This window comes from Ruegeria sp. BF6 (genome assembly GCF_056538665.1).
Map to the genome: position 1 here is coordinate 571,598 of NZ_JBQFTN010000001.1, position 20,535 is coordinate 592,132.

General features: G+C 56.9%; 24 protein-coding genes and 1 other RNA gene. 14 read left to right on the top strand and 11 right to left on the bottom strand.

The features are described 5' to 3' along the window. Positions 1-18: 18 nt before the first annotated feature. The 4 genes from ACR0IM_RS02890 to ACR0IM_RS02905 are packed head-to-tail and all read right to left on the bottom strand — an operon-like array spanning position 19 to position 3,129. Positions 19-1,122, bottom strand: a complete 1,104-nt coding sequence (locus tag ACR0IM_RS02890) for a dimethylsulfoniopropionate demethylase (protein WP_480640432.1) — start codon at positions 1,120-1,122, stop codon at positions 19-21. Further along, a complete protein-coding gene (locus tag ACR0IM_RS02895) occupies positions 1,123-1,632 on the bottom strand; it encodes a DinB family protein (protein WP_480680764.1) in 510 nt (169 codons plus the stop codon). It abuts the gene before it with no gap. Then, positions 1,629-2,333, bottom strand: a complete 705-nt coding sequence (locus ACR0IM_RS02900; protein ID WP_170324851.1) for a DUF1326 domain-containing protein — start codon at positions 2,331-2,333, stop codon at positions 1,629-1,631. Before ACR0IM_RS02900 ends, ACR0IM_RS02895 begins: the two co-directional genes overlap by 4 nt. Positions 2,334-2,337: 4 nt before the next feature. Then, entirely contained in the window at positions 2,338-3,129 is a 792-nt protein-coding gene (locus tag ACR0IM_RS02905) for a DUF2182 domain-containing protein (protein ID WP_480680765.1), read from the bottom strand. Positions 3,130-3,215: 86 nt separating this feature from the next. On the opposite strand from ACR0IM_RS02905, the gene ACR0IM_RS02910 reads away from it, so the two are divergent. From ACR0IM_RS02910 to ACR0IM_RS02940, 7 genes are all read left to right on the top strand, one after another. Continuing rightward, positions 3,216-3,947 (top strand): FadR/GntR family transcriptional regulator, encoded by a 732-nt coding sequence (locus ACR0IM_RS02910; protein WP_480590874.1) that lies wholly within the window; start codon positions 3,216-3,218, stop codon positions 3,945-3,947. A 10-nt stretch (positions 3,948-3,957) separates the two neighbouring features. Then, complete coding sequence (locus tag ACR0IM_RS02915) at positions 3,958-4,320, top strand: DUF4345 family protein (protein WP_480640436.1); 363 nt, start codon at positions 3,958-3,960, stop codon at positions 4,318-4,320. 36 nt (positions 4,321-4,356) lie between these two features. Continuing rightward, positions 4,357-4,729, top strand: a transfer-messenger RNA (tmRNA) gene (ssrA, locus tag ACR0IM_RS02920). Between the two features lie 100 nt (positions 4,730-4,829). Next, the gene (locus ACR0IM_RS02925) at positions 4,830-5,261 is read left to right on the top strand and encodes an ester cyclase (RefSeq protein ID WP_480590871.1); all 432 of its coding nucleotides are present in this window, start codon (positions 4,830-4,832) and stop codon (positions 5,259-5,261) included. Positions 5,262-5,389: 128 nt separating this feature from the next. Then, a complete protein-coding gene (locus ACR0IM_RS02930; RefSeq protein WP_480640437.1) occupies positions 5,390-6,205 on the top strand; it encodes a chromate resistance protein ChrB domain-containing protein in 816 nt (271 codons plus the stop codon). Then, positions 6,202-7,455: a chromate efflux transporter gene (chrA, locus tag ACR0IM_RS02935; protein ID WP_480680766.1), complete on the top strand. Its 1,254-nt coding sequence runs from the start codon at positions 6,202-6,204 to the stop codon at positions 7,453-7,455. Before ACR0IM_RS02930 ends, chrA begins: the two co-directional genes overlap by 4 nt. Before the next feature lie 76 nt (positions 7,456-7,531). Continuing rightward, positions 7,532-7,990 carry an SspB family protein gene (locus tag ACR0IM_RS02940; RefSeq protein WP_480640439.1) on the top strand — a complete coding sequence of 153 codons (459 nt, stop codon included), beginning with the start codon at positions 7,532-7,534 and terminating at the stop codon, positions 7,988-7,990. A gap of 14 nt (positions 7,991-8,004) precedes the next feature. Here ACR0IM_RS02940 and ACR0IM_RS02945 read toward each other — a convergent pair whose 3' ends face one another. Then, positions 8,005-8,532, bottom strand: a complete 528-nt coding sequence (locus ACR0IM_RS02945; protein WP_480591089.1) for a hypothetical protein — start codon at positions 8,530-8,532, stop codon at positions 8,005-8,007. Positions 8,533-8,763: 231 nt separating this feature from the next. On the opposite strand from ACR0IM_RS02945, the gene fumC reads away from it, so the two are divergent. The 6 genes from fumC (at position 8,764) to ACR0IM_RS02975 (ending at position 12,132) form a co-directional block, all read left to right on the top strand. After that, a complete protein-coding gene (gene fumC, locus ACR0IM_RS02950) occupies positions 8,764-10,161 on the top strand; it encodes a class II fumarate hydratase (RefSeq protein ID WP_480680767.1) in 1,398 nt (465 codons plus the stop codon). Continuing rightward, positions 10,158-10,334, top strand: coding sequence for a DUF4169 family protein (locus tag ACR0IM_RS02955; protein ID WP_480680768.1), 177 nt, complete (start codon positions 10,158-10,160; stop codon positions 10,332-10,334). Before fumC ends, ACR0IM_RS02955 begins: the two co-directional genes overlap by 4 nt. Beyond that, positions 10,331-10,558 carry a ribbon-helix-helix domain-containing protein gene (locus tag ACR0IM_RS02960; RefSeq protein ID WP_480590860.1) on the top strand — a complete coding sequence of 76 codons (228 nt, stop codon included), beginning with the start codon at positions 10,331-10,333 and terminating at the stop codon, positions 10,556-10,558. Before ACR0IM_RS02955 ends, ACR0IM_RS02960 begins: the two co-directional genes overlap by 4 nt. An 82-nt stretch (positions 10,559-10,640) precedes the next feature. Continuing rightward, positions 10,641-11,222: a TetR/AcrR family transcriptional regulator gene (locus ACR0IM_RS02965; RefSeq protein WP_480590858.1), complete on the top strand. Its 582-nt coding sequence runs from the start codon at positions 10,641-10,643 to the stop codon at positions 11,220-11,222. Between the two features lie 12 nt (positions 11,223-11,234). Further along, complete coding sequence (locus tag ACR0IM_RS02970; RefSeq protein ID WP_480590856.1) at positions 11,235-11,522, top strand: YciI family protein; 288 nt, start codon at positions 11,235-11,237, stop codon at positions 11,520-11,522. 7 nt (positions 11,523-11,529) lie between these two features. After that, positions 11,530-12,132 (top strand): DNA-3-methyladenine glycosylase I, encoded by a 603-nt coding sequence (locus ACR0IM_RS02975; protein WP_480680770.1) that lies wholly within the window; start codon positions 11,530-11,532, stop codon positions 12,130-12,132. A 6-nt stretch (positions 12,133-12,138) separates the two neighbouring features. Here ACR0IM_RS02975 and ACR0IM_RS02980 read toward each other — a convergent pair whose 3' ends face one another. The 4 genes from ACR0IM_RS02980 to ACR0IM_RS02995 form a co-directional block, all read right to left on the bottom strand. Further along, complete coding sequence (locus tag ACR0IM_RS02980; protein WP_480590852.1) at positions 12,139-13,020, bottom strand: fructose bisphosphate aldolase; 882 nt, start codon at positions 13,018-13,020, stop codon at positions 12,139-12,141. Between the two features lie 73 nt (positions 13,021-13,093). Then, on the bottom strand, positions 13,094-14,443 hold the full coding sequence (locus ACR0IM_RS02985) for a cytochrome P450 (RefSeq protein ID WP_480680771.1): 1,350 nt from the start codon (positions 14,441-14,443) through the stop codon (positions 13,094-13,096). After that, positions 14,440-15,654, bottom strand: coding sequence for a hypothetical protein (locus ACR0IM_RS02990; RefSeq protein WP_480640447.1), 1,215 nt, complete (start codon positions 15,652-15,654; stop codon positions 14,440-14,442). The genes ACR0IM_RS02985 and ACR0IM_RS02990 overlap by 4 nt, the downstream gene beginning before the upstream one ends. Positions 15,655-15,717: 63 nt before the next feature. Continuing rightward, positions 15,718-16,470, bottom strand: a complete 753-nt coding sequence (locus tag ACR0IM_RS02995) for a cytochrome c biogenesis CcdA family protein (protein WP_480590846.1) — start codon at positions 16,468-16,470, stop codon at positions 15,718-15,720. 105 nt (positions 16,471-16,575) lie between these two features. Here ACR0IM_RS02995 and ACR0IM_RS03000 point away from each other — a divergent pair, with 105 nt between their 5' ends. Next, positions 16,576-16,809 (top strand): sulfurtransferase TusA family protein, encoded by a 234-nt coding sequence (locus ACR0IM_RS03000; RefSeq protein WP_480680772.1) that lies wholly within the window; start codon positions 16,576-16,578, stop codon positions 16,807-16,809. Positions 16,810-16,934: 125 nt separating this feature from the next. On the opposite strand, the gene ACR0IM_RS03005 is transcribed toward ACR0IM_RS03000, so the two are convergent. Together ACR0IM_RS03005 and ACR0IM_RS03010 are read right to left on the bottom strand one after the other, a co-directional pair. Beyond that, positions 16,935-17,285: a hypothetical protein gene (locus tag ACR0IM_RS03005; RefSeq protein WP_480680773.1), complete on the bottom strand. Its 351-nt coding sequence runs from the start codon at positions 17,283-17,285 to the stop codon at positions 16,935-16,937. Positions 17,286-17,411: 126 nt separating this feature from the next. Then, positions 17,412-20,255: an Rne/Rng family ribonuclease gene (locus ACR0IM_RS03010; protein WP_480680774.1), complete on the bottom strand. Its 2,844-nt coding sequence runs from the start codon at positions 20,253-20,255 to the stop codon at positions 17,412-17,414. Positions 20,256-20,535: the final 280 nt, after the last annotated feature.

Consider the following 20,535-nt stretch of genomic DNA (forward strand, 5'->3'; position numbering starts at 1 on the left):
CAGCGCCCCCTACCGCAATCAAATCCAGAACCGCTCCTGCACTGTTGCGCGGCGCATACCGTCAGGCGTTTCGACCTCAACAACTGTTCCGGCGTCCCAATGACTCAACCGCAGCATTCCAATCGACACGTTGATCGAAAAGTCCGGAGACCAAGCTGCCGAGGTCACCTGCCCCACCCGTTTTCCACCGGCAACTACCGGCCACGGACGGTCACAGGGCGGCACGACATCGCCTTCGATGGCAATCGGACGAATCTGCTGTACCGGGCCTTCCTTGGCCACACGCAGCAAGGCATCGCGCCCGATGCACCCAATAGCCGTATGCGTGTTGCAGAACTTGCCCAAACCGCACTCATGCGGTGTGTTATCGTCGGTCATGTCATTGCCATAAGACAACAACCCGCCCTCGATCCGCTCAATCAGGTTGGGACAGCCCGCACGCACCTGCAGGTCCTCGCCTGCAGCAAACAGAGCGTTCCACAGCGGCATCCCGATGTCGGAACCCTCGACGTAAATCTCAAACCCGCCCTGTTTGGAATACCCTGATCGCGCCACCGCCAGATCGCGGCCCTCAAATTCGAACATGTCGAACTTGAAGAACCGGATATCGCGCACCCGATCGCCAAAGACGCGTGACATCAGGTCATCCGCCTTCGGCCCCTGTACCGCTAGCGGCGACACGTCCGGCTCGTCCACCAGAACATCCAGTCTATACCCGTTGGCGATTCCTTTGACCCACAGCAAGAGGTCACTGTCGGCGATGGAAATCCACCAGCGATCATCGGACAGTTTCACCGCCACCGGATCGTTCAGCATCCCACCGGTTTCATCGACGATGGGTACGTAAAAGCATTGCCCCGGCAGCATCCCTCGCAGATCGCGCGGCGTCAGCATTTGCATTAGCCTGGCGGCATCCGGACCACGCAACTCGACCTGCCTTTCGCAAGACACATCCCAAACCTGTACATGGGACTTCAGGTGACGGTAATCCGCCTCGACGCTTTCAAAAACCGTCGGCAACAGCATTCGGTTATAAACCGTGTATCCCTTGACCCCGGCGGCCTCGACCCCGTCAGAGAACGGTGTCCGCCGCAACCGGCGTGACATGGAAATCTGCGGCATTCAGGCCTCCTTCGGCATAAAGACCAGATCACTGACAGGCGCGGCTGATCCGGTTTCGGTCAGCATCTGGTGCAACTGTCCACGATGGTGGGTCTGGTGGTTGAACATGTGGATCACACATTGCGCGTAAGGCAATGTAACATCAGCTTCTTTTGCGGCCGAGAACCAGGTGAAATCACCGGTCAATGGCGCATCTACCAACGATCCCGCCCATTCAGCGATACGGGCATCCACTGTTTCGCACAAAGGCAACCAATCAACCAGATCGGCACATAGCGAAACGCTTTCAGGTATACCGCCTCCCGGACCTGCTCCTTTGTCAAAACGGGACACCCAAATCCAATTGCCCCAAAGCAAATGGTTGGCCGTTCCCATGATCGAGCCGAAGAATGCACCGCGTTCCTTAGTCAGCTCTTCGGGCGCGAGTGATTGCAGAAACCCCGATAACTGCTTGTTTTGCCATCGGTTGTACCGCGCCATTTCCAGTGCATAGGCGCCTGTGATCATCATTTTGGACCGTGCCAGTCGATCGGGCAGATCTCCGCAGACTTGCCACCAAAATCCCAAACACGGCCATAGTCGCGCACCTTGGACTTGGTGCCGCGTGCCACGATGATGTCGGGACCCATCCAGTATTTCGAGTTCGATACCATCACCGGATGCTCAGGATCCTTACCAGCCAACATTTCAATCTCACCCTGAATCTTGCGGCCAATCACGATCCGACGCTTATTGCCGTCACGCTCGATCTGGACCGGAGCCCGCTCGGCCCCGATGATTTCACTCACCAGCATGGTGAATAGACCGGTTGTGCCACCTGCCTGGCCGCTGAAAATCTGCAGCAACCCGTTATAAGCCTTTCCGCTGGCGCGTTCGTCCACATAGGCCGCGACTTTCCACTGGCCCTCTCCCATGCGGCCCGGAATGTCGACAAGCAGACCCACGTTCAGGCCCGACAGATCCTCGCCCTCGTAATGGCCTTCGTCGATGATGACGCCCATCCAGGCGTGGCAATGCCCTTCAGTCGGAGGGTGCGCGCCCAGAGACACAACGCAGGGACAGAACACATCGCACGAGCAGTTCAGGATCAGTTCACCCTTGATGGCCCAGTCCGTCGGGCTCATTTCGCGCCGTTTGGGATTGGGCATACGGCTGTCAATGCGTTGGCTGATCGGCAGCCTGTCGGCCTCAGGTTTCCTGTTTTTAGCCATATACTTATCCTCCGTAAGCAAAGGGATAGACCAGCAGGGCAAGCCCCCCTGCGATCAGTGCAAACCCCATTGGCCGCGTCACCGCGTGCCCGATTTGAGGCAGTTTCTCCAAAACCATGAACAGTGTCGCGAGGCCCATCCAGAGCAAGCTCATGACACCACCAACAAACCCAAGCGCCATAAAGCCCCAGCAGCACCCAACGCAGAACGCGCCAAGCGCAAGCCCCATACGCAGACCGCCCGTAAACCCGGTTTTCCAGTGGCCCAGGAAATAGGTCATAGGAGCGTGACATACGCCGTGACAAACCTCTTTCGCGCGGGTGAACTGAAAAGCTCCGACCAAGATCATCAGCCCACCTGCAAACAAAGCGGACTTGGCGATGCCCAGCATATCGACGAAGCCGCCGAAAAGCAGACCCAGTTGAACACTGGTGATCAAAGCGGCAAAACCCACCCAGACGACGAAATACCCAGCCAGCACACCGATCCAACCTGCTCGGGTGCCATTGGCGCTGCAGATCAGGTCGTCGTAGCTGCGCAGGGTCGGCACCAATGTCGGCAGCATCATCGCAGCCATCATGATCGCCCACATCCAGAACAGCGGGCCGAATTCGGCCATGGGCATATACATGTCCATACGGGGATCCATGGCGGCCATAGCCTGACCCATAGGACCGGGCCTGCCGATCCAATCCAGATCCATGTCGCGGCTCATGGTGAACATTACCCACCAAGCCCAAAGGATCAGAATGTAGAATCCCAGCCACAATCCGCTGCGTAGAACTGCGCGACTCACGTTTTCCTCCCGACTCAGTCCTTGCATTTCAAATGTCAGACTTTTAAATGTCAGACAAATAAAATTTCGCCGGCGATCCCAGGAACATGAAAATCGTACCTCAAAAACCTTCAGATTTATCCGCGCAGATCGCTCAGGCCATACGCGACGCTATTATATCGGGCGAACTGATCGTGGACGAAAGGTTGCCATCCGAGGCTGAATTGTCCGATCAGTTCCAGGTTTCGCGCCCTACAGTGCGCGAGGCCCTCAAACGCCTTGCGGCGCAATCACTTATCCGAACCCAGCGCGGAGCCAGCGGTGGCGCTTTTGTGAACCGGATCAGCTTTGAGGACGCCTATTCGCAGCAAATCACAACTTCGACCTTGCTGCTGTCGATGAACGCGATCAGTTTCGACACTGCATGCGAGGCTCGCTTTGCGCTGGAACGTGCCTGCGCCCCGCTCTCTGCCCAACGCCGCACTGCCGATCAACTCGCCACCATGCGGACCGAGATTTTCCGTCAGTCACAACCCGGCCTGACGGATGAAGCGTTCTGTTCTTCGGATGTCGCCTTTCACCGTGCACTGGTCGATGCGGCCGGGAACCCGGTTCTGTCCTATCAACTGGCCGGTGCCGTTGAGGCGATGCAGCCGCTGATGAACATGATCACCTTTACGGCCCGATCCCGCCAAGAGATCATTGACCTGCACAATCGCATCGCCGACGCACTGGAAGCGCGCGATGCAGTAAAAGCAGACGCAGCGCTGATCGAGTTGGAAAACTACACGCGGAAACTGGCGCGGGATGTAGCACAGCAACACCGTAAGCCAGCATGACGGAGGTATAATGGTTACAACGCTGAACGTAATTGCTGCTCTTCTAACGATTGGCTTTGGTTTGTTCGGCTTCCTCGCCCCGGCATTTACCGCCGCATCGCTGGATCTGACACCAACCGACAGCAACATGGGGCTAAGCGAGATGCGCGCCTCGGTCGGTGGGCTGTTCGTTGTGACCGGTGCAGTCGTGCTGTGGCTGAACAATCCGATGGGTTATGCCATGCTTGGGGTTGTCTACGCAGGCGCAGCACTGGGTCGGTTCGTTTCAGTCATTCTGGACAACCCACCTGTGGTCAAGGCGGTGACATTCGGGGGAATCGAACTGGCCTTGGCGTTGTGGTTGATTCTGGCAAACTTTAACAGATCCGCCTAATCGTTTGTTTTCACGCTAACCATTCCCGAAATTTCCCGGTTTGCATCCGCGCGTGTGCTCACCTATATAGGATATGTCCTTCGGGACTATGGACATAAACGCGCTCGTAATAAGCGGATCGGACCCGGGGGCGGTACCCGGCGGCTCCACCATATACCTTCTGGAAGAATCCTTCGTTTGAGGAACTCTTTCAGAATCGGGGGGCCGAAACAGGATCGACGAACGTCTAAAGGGGTTAGCTTTGTCTCGGCTGTCTGCCACCGTTACCGGCGAAAACAGTACAATTGCAAACGACAATCGTGCTCCGGTTGCAGTTGCTGCGTAAGCAGTAACAAGACCGAAACTTAAGCCCTTGCGCCTAGCCGCGTAAGGCGGGGTTCGCAGGTACCTGGCAACAGAAACCTGCATTTCCCCCTTTTTGTCTGCGGTTTATCTGTGATCTTGTTCACGTTCAGGGTTTCTTCATCCTTTCGCTTCATTCTCAGCCAAACAGGAAAAGGAGAGCTGGGATGTCACACGCAGATATACTCAGAAACTGGTATGCCGAGGTTTGGGAAAACGGGAACACAGATGCCATCGACCAGTTCTTTGCCCCCGACACCATGGCCGAGGGGCTGATCCCAGAAATGCAGGTCGGCGCGGATGATTTTCGCGATCTGGTCATGGCCTTTCGGCATGTGCTGGGGGATATCAAGGTCGATCTTCCGAAGATTATCGAAGACGGTGATTGGGTCTCCGCGATCCTTCACGTCAGCACCACCCGCGCAGATAATGGGGCTCCGTTACAGGCAACCGGCAGTGTTATCGCCCGGATCAATGATGGCTGCATGGTCGAGGCTTATAACCAGTTTGACTTTATCTCTCTGTTCGAACAACTCGGCCAGTTTCCGCAAGACACCCTGCCTGTCTGCATGACCGGACAAAGGTTGGATTGGGCCTGACACCAGCAGCGCAATCTTGACCCCTAAGGCGCTTGGTCGTAAGCAATGGCCATGGGGTAAGATTGCGAACGCCCCGTGAGGCGCCAGCCCAAGTTTCGCATGTATCCGTTTGCATCAGGAGACATGCTATGCCCGCGCCCAGTTCAATCAGTCCAAAACAGTTGCTACGCCTGATCGGAACACCGCAGGCACCGGTCTTGATCGATATTTGCTTGGACCCGGATTTTGAGGCCGATCCCTACCTTATCCCCGGTGCCGTTCGCCATTCGGCCAAGGATATCGACGGCATTGCCCGCCGAATTGGCAATCGTAACGCCGTCATCATTTGCCAAAAGGGCAAGAAGCTTAGCCAAGGCGTCGTGTCCTGGCTGCGTAGCAAAGGATGTGAGGCCGAATTTCTGGAAGGCGGAATGTATGGTTGGCGCGACATGGCGAAGACCCCACGGATACCGGCCTCAGCTTTACCAACGACGGAAGATGGGCGATCTGTCTGGGTAACACGCTACCGGCCGAAAATCGACCGGATCGCGTGCCCGTGGCTGATCCGCCGCTTCGTGGACCGCAACGCGCAGTTCCTGTTCGTAGCCCCGTCCGAGGTCGAAGCAACCGCTCAAGCCTTCGATGCGACACCGTTCGATATCGAGGAAGCGTTCTGGTCCCATCGAAACGACCGCTGCACCTTTGACACCATGCTGGACGAGTTTCAGTTGCACACCCCTGCCCTCGACCGGCTGGCCACGGTGATCCGCGCTGCGGACACCAACCGTCATGATCTGGCGCCTGAGGCCGCCGGCTTGCTGGCGATATCGGTGGGCCTGTCGCGGCAATACCGGGACGACCATCAGAACCTAGAGGCGGGCCTGCACCTTTATGACGCCCTGTATCGTTGGGCAAGGGACGGTTTTGACGAACATCACGACTGGCCGACGGATCGCAGATCATGACGCCATCGATTGCGGAGCTCATCCGGGTGTTCAGCCGCATCGGCCTGCTTTCCTTCGGAGGCCCGGCAGCGCAGATTTCGCTTATGCACCAGGAACTGGTCGAAAGACGTCCCTGGCTGGACGAGCAGACCTATCTGCGAGCCTTGTCGCTGTGCATGTTGCTACCGGGTCCCGAGGCAATGCAGCTGGCAACCTATGCAGGCTGGCGTTTGCGCGGAGTAAACGGCGGTTTGGTCGCCGGGGCCTTGTTCGTGCTGCCCGGAGCCTGCGTCATCGCAATTCTGGTCGGTCTGTACGCCGCCTTCGGTGATTTGCCTTTGGTTCAGGCCGGGTTTCTGGGGGTGAAAGCCACGGTAATCGTGATCGTCCTGCAGGCGCTTCGGAACCTGTCGCGCAAGACGCTGACGGATACACAGCACCGCGCCATCGCAGGGCTTGCTTTCCTCGCCATCTTCGCGCTGAACCTGCCCTTTCCGCTGATCATTCTGGCCGCAGCGATTTGGGGATACGTAACTTTTGACGGTCAGGCACGGGCGGACGACCTTCCCCCTGCCCCCAAAGTCACCGGTACGTTCCAAACTGCCGCCTTCTGGCTGGCAATGTGGCTGGGCCCGCTGCTGGCACTGACCTTAACGGGGCAAAAACTTCTGAGCGATCTGGGCTGGTTCTTCGCCCGCCTCGCCGTTGTCACCTTTGGCGGAGCCTACGCCGTTCTTGCCTATATGACCCAGACCGTCGTGGACAAGTACCATTGGGTCAACACGGACCAGATGATCGACGCGCTGGGCCTGGCCGAGACCACTCCGGGACCGCTGATTCTGGTGACCCAGTTCGTCGCCATGCTGACCGGACAGATGAGCGGTGGTGCATCCCTGGCGATCGCAGCCGGAGCCGTTGCCCTATGGGCCACATTTGTTCCCTGTTTTCTATGGATTTTTCTTGCGGCCCCTTATCTGGACCAACTGGCCGCCCGTCCCAGATTGTCCGCCGCCCTGCACGGGATTACTGCGGCTGTTGTGGGCGTGATTCTCAACCTGTCCCTGTGGTTCAGTCTGAACGTTCTGTTTCATGAAATCCCCGAAGCATCATTGGGACCTGTGACACTGCCCTGGCCCGAGCTGACCACCCTCAACCCCGCCGCGCTGATCCTAACAATGCTCGCTGGGCTGTTGATTTTTAAGTTTAAATTTGGAATGGCAACCACATTGGTGATCATGGCCGCGATAGGAAACGGACTGCATTACGTTTAAACAATCCTCACACAGGCGGTCTTTCGTTTCCGATGAAATCCCCTATGCTGAGGGTAACCACTTTTGAGGATGACACATGTCGCAAGACATCGACTATGGGAACCTGATGCACACCGCCATGCGCGGGCTCATCAAGACCGTTCTGACCAGCGTTTCCGATAATGGCCTGCCCGGGGCGCATCATTTCTTCATCACGTTCGACACTCGCCAGGAGGACGTCAAACTGGCCGACTGGCTGCGTGAGCGGTACCCAGAGGAAATGACCATCGTTATGCAGCACTGGTTCGAGAACCTTGAGGTCGGCGAGAACGGATTTTCGATCACGCTGAATTTTGGCGATGCGCCGGAACCGCTGTATATCCCCTATGCGTCGATTAAAACCTTCGTCGACCCTTCGGTTGAATTCGGGTTGCGCTTTGAAAGCCCCGAGGATGAGGATGAAATCGAACCCGTCGTCGAAGAATCGATCGAGGTAGAAGAAGAAGCCGATCACCACGATGCCGAAGTGGTCTCGCTGGACAGTTTCCGCAAGTAACTACCTGGCGGGCGCTACTGCTTTTTCAGAAACGTTTCGACCGATCGCGATTTTACCCCATTCCGGAACCGCGAAAACGACAGGTCCAGACCGCCCTCTGCCAGAGTGCGGTCGAACTGCTGGAGCTCATAATTCCCCGTCTCGCCGATAAACAGCGAGAACACAGTCAGGGTGTCACCTTCGATCCGCCCCCAGACAAACGGTTCGCCCTGCATCGGGTCCAGCGGAACCTCATGCCCGAACACGTTGCGCTTCATCGCGGCGGAATACACGTCGGACCTGTCCGACTGCTTGAAATCTATTGAAAATTTCTGATCTTTTACCCGACCGTCCGCCTTATAGGTTGTGGTCGTCCAACTGACATTGAAGCCGTTTTTCAACTCTTCAATTGACACGCTCATGTCGCGGGGCGTTTCGCTTCCGTCTTCATCCACGACATTTGCAGACCCGACGTAACTGCCCACAAAGGGGGCAATATCCGCCGCGTGGGCTTTCAGTCCAGTTAAAGCGGACGAAATCAAGATGCCCAATAAAAAGGCCATGATTTTCAGGGGATAAGTTCGAACCAATGTGCCCACCTTAGCCTCCAACAAGATGATCCACCTATTGTAGCTGACCCGATAGCGTACACAATGCGTTTCCGACCGAATTTACCAATCCCTTCCGGCTATACCTCTGGCCCCCTTGAGTTTATGGTGCGCGCAACTGGCCGATTGCACGATGACACTGTTACGGGTAAACGGCATGCGACTGCATACACTACGGAGTGACCGATGTCTCAGACCCGCACCGAATCCGACAGCTTTGGCCCGTTGGAAGTCCCTGCCGACAAGTATTGGGGTGCCCAGACACAGCGTTCGATTATGAATTTCCCCATTGGCTGGGAAAAGCAGCCCGTTGCCATCGTGCGCGCGCTGGGCGTGATCAAGAAAGCCTGCGCAATAGAGAACAAGGCTATCGGCAAACTGGATGCGAGAATTGCGGATGCCGTCATTCAAGCCGCTGGTGAGGTGATCGAAGGCAAGTTTGACGACAACTTCCCTCTGGTCGTCTGGCAGACCGGTTCAGGCACCCAATCCAACATGAACTCGAACGAGGTCATCGCCAACCGCGCGATTGAAATCCTGGGTGGCGTGATCGGATCAAAAGACCCGGTGCACCCGAACGACCACTGCAACATGGGTCAATCCTCGAATGACACATTTCCTACGGCCATGCATATCGCCACCGCGATGAGCGTTCGTGAAGTGCTGCTACCGGGGCTTGAGAAATTCGCCACAGCGCTGGAAGCCAAAGCGAAAGAGTTCGCAGGCATCATCAAGATTGGTCGCACGCACACGCAGGACGCAACGCCACTGACGCTGGAGCAGGAATTCGGTGGTTACGCGCACCAGATCCGTCAGGGTATTGCCCGCGTTCACGCCTCGATGCCCGGAATTTACGAACTGGCTCAGGGCGGTACGGCCGTTGGCACCGGTCTGAACACCCACAACGGCTGGGATGAGGCCGTGGCCAAGAACATGGCAGACATCACCGGCCTGCCCTTCGTAACCGCACCGAACAAGTTCGAAGCTCTGGCAGCCCATGACGCCATGGTCTTCCTGTCGGGCGCGTTGGCAACCATCGCGGGTTCTTGCTACAAGATCGCGAACGACATCCGCCTGTTGGGTTCTGGTCCCCGCTCGGGTCTGGGTGAGCTGATCCTGCCGGAAAACGAACCCGGCTCGTCGATCATGCCCGGCAAGGTGAATCCAACGCAGGCCGAAGCGCTGACGCAAGTCGCTGCTCATGTGATGGGTAACGACGCGGCGATGAAGTTTGCCGGATCGCAGGGGCACTTCCAGTTGAACGTGTACAACCCGATGATGTCTTACAACCTGCTGCAGTCCATCCAGCTGCTGGGCGACGCCACCGACAGCTTTACCGAGCGGATGCTGCTGGGCATAAAGGCCAATGAGCCGCGCATCGACAAGCTGATGAAGGAATCGCTGATGCTGGTGACCGCTCTGGCACCGACCATCGGCTATGACAACGCCACCACTGTCGCCAAGACGGCGCACAAGAACGGCACGACCCTCAAGGAAGAGGCCATCGCGCTGGGCTTTGTCGATGAAGAGACCTTTGACGCCGTTGTCCGCCCCGAACATATGATCGGCCCGAAAGACAAATGAGCAAACCGGTCAATCTGAACCGGTATCGAAAAGAAAAAGCGCGGGCCAAAAAAAAGGCCCGTGCTGATCGGAACTCTGTCAAATTCGGCCGCAGCAAGGTCGAAAAGACCAAGGCCAAGTTCGAGCGGGAAAAACAGCGCCGCGAGTTGGATGATCGAGAGTTGGAAGAATGAGCGGTCGCCCGGTCAAACGATCATTAACTCTGAAAGGTCATCGAACCTCAGTGTCCCTTGAGGACGAATTCTGGCATGCCTTTCGCAACATCGCCAAGTCTAAAGGTATTGCAATTAACGCCTTGGCAGCTGAGATTGACGTTGAACGAGACCCTGAGGTGGGATTGGCTTCGGCCATACGGGTTTACATCCTCAATTGCTATCGTGACGCCTCATCTTCGTAGATTCGAATTGAGTTGACGCTCTAGGACACTTGTCCTAACATCACTTTAGGACAAGTGTCCTAGAGCGGGAGAGTGCCGTTAAATGCCAGATCGCAGTACCAGCGAGCAAATTGTTCAGGTCGCGGATGAACTGTTTTATCAAAACGGTTTCGCACAGACGTCATTTGCCGAAATCGCCAAGGCGGTCCGCATCTCTCGCGGAAATTTTTATTATCATTTCAAGACAAAGGATCAAATTCTCAAGGCTGTGATAGACCTGCGGTTAAGCAGGACAAAACAGATGCTGGACGATTGGAAGCAGGACTTCCCGGATCCGAAACAGCGCATCCGACAGTTTATCGGAATTATGATCATGAACCGCGCAAAGATAGTGCGTTATGGCTGTCCGGTCGGAACACTGTGTACCGAGTTGTCCAAGCTAGAACATGCTGCGCAAGACGACGCCAACCTGTTGTTCGACCTGTTTCGAGACTGGCTGGAACGACAGTTTTCTATGGCCGGCCTTTCGGAAGATGCGCCGGAACTGGCTATGCGTTTGTTGGCACAAACCCAGGGAATCTCGTCCCTCGCACAGGCTTATCAAGACGAAGCCTTCTTAGACCGTGAGGTTCGGCAGCTGAATATCTGGTTGAACGATCTACTACCTCAAATTGATGCAACCTGAATAGGGCTTCTCATGTATATAATATTATTGCGTTTTTCCGAGAACAAAAATCTTGCCCCTGAATATATGGATGGACACCGCGCCTGGCTGAAGCAGGGATTCGACACGGGTATGTTCCTGCTCGCAGGGAGTTTGAAACCTGGCATAGGTGGTGGCGTTTTGGCCGTTGGGAACAGTCAAGATGAGGTTTCCAATTTCGTCAATCAGGATCCTTTTGTTGTTGCCAATGTGGTGACGGCCGAAATTCTTGAGATGGAACCGGCCCGCGCAGACAACCGCCTGAACTTTCTTTTGAACTGAGGTTTCCATGTCCAAAATCGTTTCCGGTCCGGACGGGCAACCGCGCTGCGCGTGGTGTCAGGCAGCCCCCGAGTTCTTTCAATACCACGACACTGAATGGGGCTACCCGGTAGCAGATGACCGACGCCTGTTCGAAAAACTGTGTCTGGAGAGCTTTCAATCGGGCCTCAGTTGGCGCACGATCCTGGCAAAACGCGAAAACTTTCGCAAAGCGTTTAACCAATTCGATTTCTATGCTGTAGCTGCGTTTGGTGAAGCTGATTTTGAACGCCTGTTACAGGACGCGGGCATCATTCGACATCGCGGAAAAATCGAGGCTGTCATCAATAACGCGCGCCGCGCGCAAGAGCTTGTAGCGACGGAAGGATCGCTTGCCGCTTATTTCTGGCGATACGAGGCAGACAACCCGCCCGATCCACAAACCGCATCGACCTCGGCGGAATCAATCGCGATGTCGAAGGACTTGAAGAAACGCGGTTGGAAGTTTGTCGGGCCGACAACGGTATTTGCCTTCATGCAGGCCATGGGGTTGGTGAACGACCACGCCATTGGGTGTTCCATGCGTGAAAAAGCGGCGCAGATGCGCCGCGAATTCACCAAGCCGGAATAGCGCCTTTTAGATCGAGGCGCGGAAAATTTTGTCGATGTTGCCGCCCAGTGCCGCATTGAACTCGGCGTCTGATTGCTGTTTTGACAGGCCTTCGGTCAGCGCACGCGAGAAGGATGCAATCATCTTGCCGTTCTGGTTCAGCAGATCGCAGGCTTGCTCGGTCGAATAACCACCAGACAAGGCTACAACGCGGACAACGCGTGGGTGGTCCGCTACTTCGTCAAACAAGTTAGCTTTGGTGGGCAGCGTCAGCTTCAGCATGATGTCCTGCCCCTCGTCCAATTGATCGAGATTCTTCAGGATTTCGGTCTTCAGAATATCCTCGGCCTCGGCCTTGGTGGCCGAGTTGATGTTTACTTCGGGTTCGACGATCGGAACCATGCCCGCGGCAACAACCTCGCGCGCGACATCGAATTGCTGTGCAACCACAGCTGCGATGCCTTCCGCGTTGGCCTCATGGATCACCGACCGTTCTTTGGTGCCAAAAACGCCTTCCGCTTTGGCCAGCGTTTCCGCCAGCCCAGGGATAGGTTTCATCATCTGAACACCGTTGGCTTGATCTTCCAGACCTTTGTCGATTTTCAGGAACGGTACGATACCTTTTTGCGACCACAGGTAATCAGCAACTTTGCGGCCATCGATTTCCTCGCCCAGGGTGCGTTCAAACAGGATCGCACCGATCACTTTGTCCTTGGTAAAGTCGTCAGCCAGAATGATGCGAGCGCGCATTTTCTGGATTTCACCGAACATCTCTTCGTCTGAGTTATACTCAGTAGCCTCTACCCCATAAAGCGCCAGCGCTTTGGGTGTCGAGCCGCCACTTTGATCCAGGGCTGCAATGAAACCCGCGCCGTTGGACATCTGCTCGCGCTGTTCTGCTTTGGACATAAGACTTTCCCGTTCAATAATGATTCCGCGTTTTTCCATCGCATACAGCAAGGCGCAAGGCGATGGTAGTTTGTTAGCGCTCAACCACGCGCAACCATATCCCTTCCTTCGACCGCACCGTCAGATGTGCCTCCGGAATGGGAATGCGCCCTTCTACCACCTCGAACCGGAAGTGCCGTAGCAGCATCGACAATAACAGAGGCCCCTCGACCATGGCGAACCCGGCGCCGGTACAAACACGGGGCCCTGCAGAAAACGGAATGAATGCCTGCCGCTGACAGGTCTTGCCGTTTTCGGTGCTCCAACGGGTCGGATCGAACTCGTCAGGACGGTTCCAAAGGCGTTCCTGCCGGTGTAGGTGCCATGGACTTACGACAATCTGCGATCCACGGGCCACATCCCTACCCCGGAACTGTTCCGGACAGGTCGCTTCGCGCACCATCATCGGTACGGGTGGGTAAAGGCGCAGCGCTTCGCGAAACACATCCCGGCTAAGCCGCAGCTTGGACACGGTGCCAAAATCGGGATCATCCAAAACCTGCGCCTCAGCGCTCAGCTTTTCCTGCCAGTCGGGGTAAAGCGCCATCAGGTACATGGTCCAGGCCAACGCCGATGCGCTGGTTTCGTGCCCTGCCAGAAAAAAGATGGCAACCTGATCGACCATTTCTTGGGTGTCAAAGCACTGCCCGGTTTCGGGATCGGGCGTGGTCATGATCTTGGTGGCAAGATCGTCGGGTGCCTCCCCCTCGGCGATCAGCCTGGCTCGTTCTGCCGTCAGACCCGTGATCAACGCGCGAATAGCCTTGGCATTCCGCCGCGTATTCCGTGCGTGCAAGCGCGGCACCCAACGCGGCAAGGGAACAAACGCCGCCAGATTCAACAAGGGTTGCTGCCGCTGATAGGCCCGAAACTTCTCGAACACCTGCGCGGCCACCTCATGTTCGATCGGAACCGAGAACAAGGTTCGGAAAATCACATCCGCCGCAGCGTGGCTGGTGAGTTCCTCGCATTCGATCACCTGCCCCGCCTGCCCTCGCAACCGCGCAACGCACGCTTCGGCGGCCTGCAGCATGGCCGGAAAGGTATCCTTCAACCGACCACCCTCAAAGGCCGGGTCGATGATCCGTCGCTGCCGTTTCCACGTCTCTCCATTGGTCAGAAAGACCGAGTCACCCAGCAGCGGCCGCAACCCCTCGCTGATACGACCGGATTTGGGAAAATCATCGGGACGTTTCCTGAGAACCGTATCCACAAGCTCGGGCTGGTTGATCATGTAGGACCGGAAGAACGGCGTGCGAAATTCGGCCATCCACGCGCGATAGAGCCGCTGTGGCTGCGCCGACAGCAAATCCTTGCGGAACAGTTTCAGGTACCGCCATAGCGAAACCTTGTCCGGGCGGGGTGTTGGCTTTGGCGGCTTCATATACGTACCGACCTGTATTTCGAGACTGATTGTTCGATGCGCGATTTCGACGGAACGCGGCCATCAAACCTCTGTCCCAAAGTCAAAGGACCTGCAGTAATGCGGAAATAGTCGTACTCTTTGGGGCGATCGAACGCGCAAAGATACTGGAAATGCAGCCGGAAAAAGCGCCAGCGCAGCTCTTGCCAGCGTTCCGGCGACAAGGTTTGCGTAAAGGCGGCTGAAAGAACCAAAGGCCAACGTTTCTGGTCGGTTGCAACACCGCTGACACCCACCGGATCACAGAGGGCAAACGCGCAGCCGTCGCCCGGCGCAGACACGTCGACCCAGGTGATGCCTGGTTGTTCGGACAGGAATTGCAGATCAGTGCGCAGGTCTTCGGCTTCGGGCAGAAACGAAACCATGGGCACCACTTGCCCCAATGTGAGGAAGGACAATGCCGGCCCAGTATCAAACATCCCGCCTTCGCGGATCAGATCGGCCAGAACCATCACCCCAAGATGCGCGCCCGAGGAATGACCGACAACCAGAACCTCATCCACATCCGCCTCAAGTGCGTTCTGAATATGTGCGCCAAACCCGCCCAAGCGGGCCTTCAGTTCGGCTGGAACCGCCCCTTTCTGCGCTGCCGAATAGGCGTAGTCATGCATCAGGTAATAGGCAAACAGGCGGTTGTCGATTTTTCGGAACCATTGCAGCAAGGCATATGCCGCCGCAACTGCTGGCACCAAGGCCAGCCACCCCGCAATGGCCCATAGTAGTGCGGTCATTGCCCAGAGTACGAGAAACGCCAAAGCCAACTGCACAATCAGCATCCCAACGGGATAAAGCGCGGCGATCACCGGCCCCTTCCGCAGCCGCATAAGGCGCCACAATGTACCTGATCCGATATAAGTCCATGCTGTGCGCAAAAGCTGCACATAGGTCGCAGGGATCGAGTTTGACATGCTCTCGCGCACGATATCCGACCAGACCAGAACGTCGATATCCGCCTCGATGTCCGCGCCGTCCTGATGTGATCGGACATGCCAACCGTATGGTTCTTCACCGGACTTTGGAGAAATCGAAATCTCATAACCGGAAATCTCGGCCTGAGCCCGACTTTCCTTGCGGTACAGCTCACGATATCGGCGTGGGTGAATCGGATCATAGCCGGGGATGTAAAACACCCGACGCCTGCATACCCGAGGCTGATTTGTGTGACCGCTCATGCCCTTACCTTCTGCGGCGCAGGTTAGCGCAGCCTTACCGCCAAGGTAAGCCGGATCAGTACATCACCCGAAATTGGCCAGCGCCGGGAAGGTCTCCAGCAGCCACCAGCTGAATTCGGTGAACAGGCCGGTGATCAGCATAATGCCGACGAACAAAAGCAAACCACCCATGACCTTCTCGATCGTACCCATATGGGGCTTGATCCGGTTCATGACCGACATCGACCGGTTCAGGAACATGGCCGCCAGCAGGAACGGAATCCCCAGCCCTGCGGCATAAACACCCAGCAGCAGAGTTCCCCGCGCAACCGAGGCCTCTGACGCCGCCAGCGACAGGATTGCGCCGAGCTGAGGCCCAATGCACGGAGTCCAGCCAAATGCAAAGGCCAGACCCAGAATATAGGCACCAAAGACCGAGCCACCTGAGTCGCCCGCGTCGATCCGCGCCTCGCGATCCAGGAAGGGAATGCGGAACACGTTCAGGAAATGCAGGCCAAAGATGATCACGACTGCGCCGGACAACTTGGCAAACAGAACCTGATTCTGCAGCACAAACGCCCCAAAGGCCGAAGCCGTGAACCCAAGCAGCAGGAACACTGTCGACAGGCCCAGCACAAAGAACAACGCGGACAGGGTCGCCTTGCGCCGCGCCGCTGCCTCATCCTGCATCTCGTTGATCGTCACGCCGCTCATATACGCCAGATAGGGCGGCACGATGGGCAACACGCAGGGCGACAGAAAGCTGATCAGCCCACCCAGCATCGCGATGAACATGGCAGGCAGCAAGCCCGCGTCGATGATATCAATTCCGAACATGGATCAGCACATAGGGTATCAAACCGGCCACGTCACGGGGCCATTCGGTCACATCCCCGTGCATGGGCGCTGGACAGTCCGGCAAAGTGGAAATATCTGACCCTCATGTCAAATCCCACCGAAACGCTGGATGCGCTGGGTCTTCTGTGTCCCTTGCCCGTCCTGAAAGCCAGAAAACGCCTTAAATCCATGCCCTCAGGGGCTGTTTTGCGCATTTTGGCCGACGATCCGGCCGCCATCATCGACGTTCCGCATTTCTGCGCCGAAAGCGGGCACCAGTTGTTGTCGCAAGAGGACGTGGACGGGCATCAGGTGTATCTCATTCAAAAAGCCGGCTGAGGCAAAAGTTCAGGGGAGCCTCACGTTCCGAAACTTCGGCCCACCGATTAGATTGGAATCTTTTCCTGCAGGAATTCGACCTAGTTCTTTGCATCTCCCTTCCATTTTGACGCGAACTTGTCGTTTCAAACTTTCGCGTGTTTCGTCAGGAATACAAAGTCGGCTTGCGTGAAGATCTCTCCCTTCCGATCCCCAATTGGAATTTTGAAATCCACATCGTCGGTGTACGCCGATTGCCGTGCAGGGTTTTCAGCTTCCCCATAGACCTCATCCAGCAACGACATCTGGAAGTCCTCGCGCGCCATGCGTGCCTCCATAGCGCATTGGCGGGAAGCCAAAGAAGTCTGAGCGTTCTCAAGCTCATCCTCGAGTTTAATCCGCTCATGAAACAGTTTATTGAAGTGAGCGTAATCATCCTTGAGGCTCCGCTGGTTCTGCTTGACCTTTTGCGTTGTGTGACCCTGCAAATACGCCATTACACGCTCGCTCCATTACTAATTCGAAATCTCCTGCAACCCACAGAACAATAAAAAGAAAACGCGTCGACGTAAGCCAACGCGTTCTCGAAGATTATTGCGTGGGTAACCCCACTGACGGCTTTCTTACTGCCCCAAAGACCACCAGCCACGCCGTTTCGGTTTGGCCGGTTCGCCGGGCTGTTCGGGCTCTTCCGCGACAACTTCAAGCACGGGTTCGGGGGTCTCCTCGACCACTTCTTCCACTTCCACCGCGGTTTCGATCTCTACCGTTTCCACATTTTCAGAAACGGTTTCAGACACCTCTTCCGTTGCTGGTTCGCTTGTCTCCTGAGGTTCAGGTTCCGGGACTTCTTCCGCAGCCGGCTCCGCCGTGGCCGCAACCGGTTCGGGTTCTTCGCTCACCTGTTCCGCTTCGGGTTCAGTCACCGGCTCGCCTTCAGGCGCGACGGCTTCCTCTGCCGCCTCAACTTCGGCCTCTGCTGGGCTTTCTTCGACCACTTCCACAGGTTCCGCGTCCTTCTTCTTGCGGCGCGGAGCCCGGCGACGTTTGGGTTTTTCCGGCTTCTCTTCCTGAACGGCCTCTTCCGCCTCGGGTTCGGACGCGGATTCATCCGCCGCCTCAGCTGAGGCCTCTTCCTCAATCCCGGTGTCGGTCTCGGAGCCTTCTCCGCCAGCATTGCTCTTCTTGCGGCGACGACGGCGACGCTTGCGTTTGGGCTTGGATTCTTCCTCGGCCTGAACGGTTTCTTCGACGACAGCCTCTTCTTCGTCCGCGTCCACCAAATCCATCAGCGAGGCGTCCACCGAAACAACCGGCGCACTGGCCTCGGGCACAACACGGCTGGCGGTCTTGAACTTCTCCATCGAGAAATCGGGGCTGACGAGGTGCACATCACCTTCGACCCGGACCGAAAGTCCATAGCGCGCTTCGATCTGCGCGATATGCTCGCGCTTCTGGTTCATCAGGAAGTTGGCAATGCTGACCGGGCAGCGCACCAGAACTTCGCGCGAGCGGCGGCGGGTGCCCTCTTCTTCGATCTGTCGCAGGATCGACAGTGCCATATTGTCATCCGAACGGATCAGACCGGTACCATGACAGGCCGGGCAAGGCTGCGTGGTCGCTTCAAGCATACCTGGACGCAGGCGCTGACGGCTCATCTCCATCAAGCCAAAGCCGGAAATCCGGCCGACCTGAATTCGCGCGCGGTCGGTCTTGAGCTTATCCTTCAAACGCTTTTCGACGGCTGCGTTGTTCTTGCGCTCGTCCATATCGATGAAATCGATCACGATCAGACCGGCCAAGTCACGCAGACGCAATTGGCGGGCTACCTCTTCAGCGGCCTCAAGGTTGGTCTTGAGCGCGGTTTCCTCGATCGAGCCTTCTTTCGTCGCCCGACCCGAGTTCACGTCGATCGCCACCAGCGCCTCAGTGACGCCGATCACGATGTAGCCGCCGGATTTAAGCTGCACCGTCGGGTTGAACATACCGGTCAGGTAGCTCTCAACCTGATAGCGCGCGAACAGAGGCAGCGCGTCCTCATACCGTCTCACGTTCTTGGCGTGGGACGGCATGATCATCTTCATGAAGTCCTTGGCGATACGGTAACCGCCTTCGCCCTCGACCAGAACCTCGTCAATCTCGCGATTATACAGGTCGCGGATCGAGCGTTTGATCAGGTCGCCCTCTTCATAAATCTTGGCGGGCGCAATGGATTTCAGCGTCAGTTCGCGGATCTGCTCCCACATGCGCTGCAGGTATTCATAATCGCGCTTGATCTCGGATTTGGTGCGCTTGGCACCGGCTGTTCTAATGATCAGGCCTGCACCGCTTGGAACGTCGATTTCCGAGGCGATTTCCTTCAGCTTCTTACGATCCGGCGCATTGGTGATCTTGCGGCTGATCCCGCCCCCGCGTGCGGTGTTGGGCATCAGAACGCAGTAGCGACCAGCCAGCGACAGATAAGTGGTCAGCGCTGCACCTTTGTTGCCGCGCTCCTCCTTGACGACCTGCACCAGCAGAACCTGACGCACCTTGATGACTTCCTGAATCTTGTAGCGGCGCGGACGCGGCTTGCGCGGCGGGCGAATGTCCTCGATGTCATCCTCATCGGCCACCGACTCGATGCTGTCATCCTTGGCGGTCGCGTCCGGGCGAGACTCTACTTCCGCCTCGTCGTCGTCAGCCTCAGTTTTGCTTTCGTCCGCTGCGACTTCGTCAGCCGCTGCTTCCTCGGCAACGTCCACATCATCTGCGGCACTCTCGGCATCAGCGTCGGCAGATGCCCCAACCACTTCACCTTGAGACTCTTCGGCTTCCGCAGACGCTTCTTCCGACGTGCCAGTCACGTCTTCCTCAGCCTCGGCAGAGGGTTCTTCCGCAACCTCAACTTCCGCAGCAGGAGCTTCGGCTTCTTCCGACACCTCCGCTTCATCAACAGGCTCTTCAACCGGCGTCTCAGCGACATGGTCCATCGGAGAGGTGCCTTCGGGAACCGTCAGATCAGCGCCCTCTTCACCTTCATCCAGGTCGATTGTTTCCATGCCCGACGGTTCGGAGGAAACTTCAATTGTTTCGACCGGATCGTCGGATTTCACGTCCGCCGCCTTGGTGCGCGACCGCGAGCGGCGCTTCCTGGGCTTGCTCTCTTCGGCTTCATCCCGCGCCTTCATCGCCTCGGCATAGGCGCGCTCTTCTTCCATGAGCGCTTCGCGGTCGGCGACAGGGATCTGGTAGTAATCCGGGTGAATTTCCGAGAACGCGAGGAAACCGTGCCGGTTCCCGCCATAATCAACAAAAGCCGCCTGCAGCGACGGTTCGACCCGTGTTACTTTTGCAAGATAGATGTTGCCGGCAAGCTGGCGTTTGTTTTCGGATTCAAAGTCAAACTCCTCAACCTTGTTTCCGTCGACCACCACAACGCGAGTTTCCTCCGCGTGGGTGGCATCGATAAGCATTTTCTTAGCCATGTGTCCTTGGTGCACCGCGCCAAACGCGTTGTCCTGGCCCGTCCGGGAGGACAGGCGCTTTTGGGGTGGTGTCTTGTCAGGGCGATATCGGACGGCGCGCGGCAGGGTTTGGCGCTGTGGCCCCCTGCCCGTATATTCGTTCGTTGCGCGCGCGTCATCGCGGTTCTTCTCCGACAGGCGCGGTTTGCCGCGACCTGCCCATTTATTCCTTTTGCCCGAAAAAACGGGCTCAGGCGTTCATCTGCCCCAATCTGGGGCACAATCGGTCTGCTTTGCCTCG